At 63.9% G+C, this 4,629-nt stretch carries 4 protein-coding genes and 1 pseudogene; all 5 read right to left on the bottom strand.

The features are described 5' to 3' along the window. Positions 1–282 (bottom strand): annotated as a pseudogene (locus EN780_RS28010) (ABC transporter permease); the annotation flags it as partial. Continuing rightward, on the bottom strand, positions 279–1,259 hold the full coding sequence (locus EN780_RS28005) for an ABC transporter permease (RefSeq protein ID WP_127285457.1): 981 nt from the start codon (positions 1,257–1,259) through the stop codon (positions 279–281). The gene EN780_RS28005 and the pseudogene EN780_RS28010, both read right to left, overlap by 4 nt. A 13-nt stretch (positions 1,260–1,272) precedes the next feature. Continuing rightward, entirely contained in the window at positions 1,273–2,817 is a 1,545-nt protein-coding gene (locus tag EN780_RS28000) for a sugar ABC transporter ATP-binding protein (protein WP_127285458.1), read from the bottom strand. Between the two features lie 81 nt (positions 2,818–2,898). After that, positions 2,899–4,023 carry a sugar ABC transporter substrate-binding protein gene (locus tag EN780_RS27995; RefSeq protein ID WP_128275915.1) on the bottom strand — a complete coding sequence of 375 codons (1,125 nt, stop codon included), beginning with the start codon at positions 4,021–4,023 and terminating at the stop codon, positions 2,899–2,901. Positions 4,024–4,328: 305 nt separating this feature from the next. Continuing rightward, a partial coding sequence (locus tag EN780_RS27990; protein ID WP_189556787.1) for a substrate-binding domain-containing protein occupies positions 4,329–4,629 on the bottom strand: 301 nt, incomplete at its 5' end.

Here is a 4,629-nt window from a genome sequence, read left to right as displayed (position 1 = left end):
GCACGCCATGATCGCGCCGACCGCCACCGACCATGGCACCGACAGGTCGATCTGGCCGAGCAGGATGACCAGCATCATGCCGGTGGCGATGACGCCGAGGAACGATGCCACCTTGAGCTGCTGCAGCAGATATTCCGGCGACAGGAAGCTGCGCGAATAGAGGCTGCCGACAAGCAGGAGCAGCACGATGCAGGCGAAGGCGGTGACGACGGCCGGATCGGCGCGGCGAAGGAATTTCGGCATGCGCCCGGCAATGCCGCCGATGAGGGTCGTATCGCTCACAGGAACCACTCCAGCCGGTTGCGGACCCTGAACAGGGCGAAGGCGCCGAGGCTGACCGCGATCAGCAGGATAACGCCCTGGAACAGCGGCTGCCAGAGCGGGTCGAGGTCGAAGACGAAGAGCAGGTCGCCGATGGTGCGGAAGGCGAGCGCGCCGAAGATCGCGCCGAGCGCGCTGCCCTTGCCGCCGAACAGCGAGACGCCGCCGAGCACTACGGCGGCGATCGAAAACAGCGTGTAGGCGTTGCCGCTGGCATAGGCGGCGTCGCCCGTATAGGTGAAGAAGGTCAGGAACAGCCCGCCGATCGCGGCCAGCAGCCCGGCAAGCGTGTAGGCGACAAATTTTCCGCGCCGGATCGGCACGCCCGACATATAGGCGGCGGTCTCCGAGGAGCCGGCGGCGTAGGCCGCGCGGCCAAGCTCCGAGCGGCTGAACGGCACCCACACGATCAGCACAACGACTGCCAGCGCGACCAGGCTCGCCGGGACCAGGCCGAACAGCCGCCCGGTGAGGGCGTCGGCAAGATCTTCATTGACCGAACCGCCGGGAAACGGCCGCAGCAGCAGCGCGAGGCCGAAATAGACGGCACCGGTGGCGATGGTGGCGACGATCGGCTGCAGCCGTCCATAGATGACGATGGCGCCGTTGATGGCGCCGCAGACGAGCCCGGTGCCGAGCACGGCGATGACGCCGAAAGCGGTCTCGAGCCCGGTGCCGATCACCAGCCAGGAAGCCAGGCAATTGGTCAGCGTGAAGATCATGCCGACCGAAAGGTCGATGCCGGCGGTGATCACCACCAGAGTCTGCGCCATGGCGACGAAGGCAAGCAGCACGCCTTTGTTGGCGGCCGTCTGCACGACATTGGCGGTAAAGCCGGCCGGATGGTTCGCGCTGTAGATCGCGAACATGGCGACGAAGATACCGAGTGCGAGCAACGTTCCGCGTTGCTCGGCCAGCCAGTAACGCCAATCCTTCACGCTACGATCCTCTTCATGCGCCCTCTCCCTGCAGCGGACCGGCGCCCTCGCCGTGGATATTGAGCGCGCTGGCGATCAGCGCATGCTCGGTGATCTCGGCACCGACCAGCTCGCGCTTGACCGCACCGTCATAGAGCACCAGCACCCGGTCGCAGCAGCCGATCAGTTCGTCATAGTCGGTCGAATAGAACAGGATCGCGGCCCCCGCGTCGGCGAGCTTGCGCATCAGTTGGTAGAGTTCCTGCTTGGTGCCGACATCGATGCCGCGTGTCGGGTCGTTGAGCAAGACGATGCGCGGCTGCCGCATCAGCCATTTGGCGATGACGACCTTCTGCTGGTTGCCGCCCGACAGCGCGCCGACCGGAATGTCGAGGCCGGCGGTCTTAATGGCAAGCAGCTCCACCATGTCGTCGATCAGCCGCTGCTCGGTCGCGCGGTCGATGACGCCGGCCTTCGACAGCCGGTCGAGCGCCGCGAAGGAAAGGTTCTCGCGCACCGTCATAGGCAGCATGAGCCCCTCGGTCTTGCGGTCCTCGGGGATGAGCGCCATGCCGATGCGGCCGTCGCGCGCGGCTGAGGGACTGGCGATGGAAACCGCCTTGCCATCGACCAGTATCTCGCCGGCAAGGCCGCGCAGCACGCCGAAGAAGGCAAGCAGCAACTCCCGCTGGCCCTGGCCGTCGAGGCCGCCGAGGCCGACGACCTCGCCCGCCCCGACGGTGAGCGAGACATTGTCCAGCCGGTCGGTCCAGCACAGGTTGCGCGCCTCCAGCACCGGGACGGCGGCACCGTGCCGGGCCGGCTTCGGCGGGAATATGTGGCTGTATTCGCGTCCGATCATCAGTTCGACGACCTCGCTGTCGCTCTTCGAGCCGGCAGCGTAGCTGGCGACATTGCGGCCGTTGCGGAAGACGGTGCACTGGTCGGCAAGCTCGGCGATCTCGTTCATCCGGTGCGAGATGTAGAGCAGCGCCAGCCCCTCTTCCCGCAGCCGCTTCAGCACGCCGAAGATCTTGGCGACGTCGGTCGCGGTCAGCGCCGAGGTGGCCTCGTCGAGGATCAGGATGCGCGGCTTGCGGGCCAGCGCCTTGGCGATCTCGACCATCTGCCTTCTTGAAAGTGGAAGGTCCTTGACCAGCGCCAGCGGGTGGATGTCGGAAGCACCGGCGCGGGCGAGCGCCTCTTCGGCGATACGGCGCTGCGCCTTTCGGTCGATCAGGCCGAAACGCTTCGGCGGATCGGAAATGACGATGTTGTCGGCCACGCTGAGCTCGGGGATCAGCGACAGCTCCTGGAAAATGCAGACGATGCCCGCCCGGTTGGCCGCCGCCGGCGAGGCGAAACTCACCTCGCTTCCATCGAGTAGCATGCGGCCCTCATCGGGCGCCACGACGCCGGCCATCACCTTGATCAATGTCGACTTGCCGGCGCCGTTTTCGCCGAGAATGGCATGGATGCTACCCGCCGTGACGGACAGCTCCGCCTTTTCCAGGGCCCGCACGCCGCCATAGCGTTTGGATATGCCTTGCATGCTAAAGAGCGGAACCGCGCCGTCCATCAGCCCTCCGAGGCATTTTGCTGTCGATAGGTGGCAAGCAGCCGGAGCCGCGGGAGATGCCCGCCGCTCCGGCCGGTCAGACTACTTGTTTTCCTTGGTCTGGCCCATGATTTCCTGCGCGGTGAAATTGATCCCGCAGGTCGGGAAGGAATTGCCGACGAAGAAATTGTCGGACTGATCGGGGAAGTAATCCTGGCCTTCCTTGCAATTCGGATCCTCGACGATCGCCAGCGGCAGTTTCACCGATTGCGGCACGACGTTGCCCTCGAGCGCGGAGATCGCCGTCTTGATGGCGACCGCCACCTGGGCGGGGCCGGTGCCGGCCGACGAGCACTTCAGGCCATCGGCGGCGTGCGCCGCGCAGAACTTGCGGAAGCCATTTTCGGTCTCGCCGCCGAACGGCACGAAAGCATGCTTTGCATCGATCATCGCCTGTACGATGCCGGTGTCGCCGCCCTGGCCGGTGATGCCGACGAACGGACCGTTGGTGGCGATGGCGTCGGCGGTGACCTTCTGCGCTGTCGGATCATCCCATTTGCCGGCGACTTCGGTGACGTCCCACTTCTTGCCCGAAGCGTCCAGGACCTCATGGATGCCATTGTGGCGATCGGTGTCGACCGAGGTGCCGGCAACACCGCGTACTTCCAGGATCTTGCCGCCATCGGGTATATGGCTGATCAGCCACTTGGCCCACAGTTCCCCGAGGCCCTTCTGGTCGACATTGACGTTGATGGCATCCTTGGTGTCGAGGATGTTGTCGAAGGCGACAAGGACGACGCCGGCTTCCTTGGCGCGCTTGATCACCGGCCCGAAGGCTGTCGGGTTCTGGGCATTGACGACGATCGCGTCAAAGCCGGAATCGATGAAGTTGTTGATCGCCGAAATCTGCGCCGGGACATCCTCGCCGGTCGATACGACCTTGAATTCCTTCAGCTTTGCCGCGACGTCCTTCTGCGCGGCGTAGGCCTTGGCCGTCTGGATCATTTGGATGCGCCAGGTGTTGGCGATATAGCCGTTGGCGAGCGCGATGCGGTACGGGCCATCCTTCTTGGGGAATTTGAAGAACTGGGTGTCGGCCGCCCACGGCGCGAAGCAATCCGGCTCGGCTGCCGGCCCCTTGACGACTTCCGGCTCGGCGATCGCCGATGAGCTCAGCATGACGAATGCAGTGGCGGCAACGATGCCACCAACAAGTGACTTGATCATTGATATTCCTCCCGGTTGCAGTTCTGCTTGATGCTGCGTGGTTCTGGCGCCTATCCACATCTGGGAAGGCCCTCCAGCCTTGCCCATGACGCCTTTCAGGGTGGCGGCTTGCCACCCGATGCCCCTCCTCCATCTCCCTCAAGGAGAAAACAAAGCTAGCATATTATATATAATAAACAAGCATGAGCTGTCGCTTATATATAATAAACAGACCCTGGTCTTGCTTTGAATTTTCGCGCGAAACAACTGGTAGCGCTACCATGACGCAGTGTAAACCGGCATTTGCACAGTCGCTTCTGCGTGTTTCAACGTGCTGTGCTCTCGCGCCTCATCAGCTCGAAACCGAGGTCGACAACGCGCTGTCGCGGCCTCTCCCCCGCGATCGCCGCCAGCGCCATGGCGACTGCCTGGCGGCCGATTTCATAGCGATGGGTGCGGATGCTGGTGACCGACGGAAATGCCGCCTGCATCATGTCGAGATCGTTGAAGCCGACGATGCCGATGGTCTTGGGAACTTCGATAGCAGCGCGATGGCATTCGAACAGGACGCCAAGCGCGATATCGTCGTTGTTGCAGAAAACCGCGTCGAGCGACGGCATCTTGGCC

The sequence above is a fragment of the Mesorhizobium sp. M4B.F.Ca.ET.089.01.1.1 genome (genome assembly GCF_004022605.1).
In the GTDB taxonomy this organism is placed as follows: domain Bacteria; phylum Pseudomonadota; class Alphaproteobacteria; order Rhizobiales; family Rhizobiaceae; genus Mesorhizobium; species Mesorhizobium abyssinicae.
The sequence above is the reverse complement of the archived record's forward strand: the minus strand, read 5'-3'. Positions and strand labels throughout refer to the sequence as shown.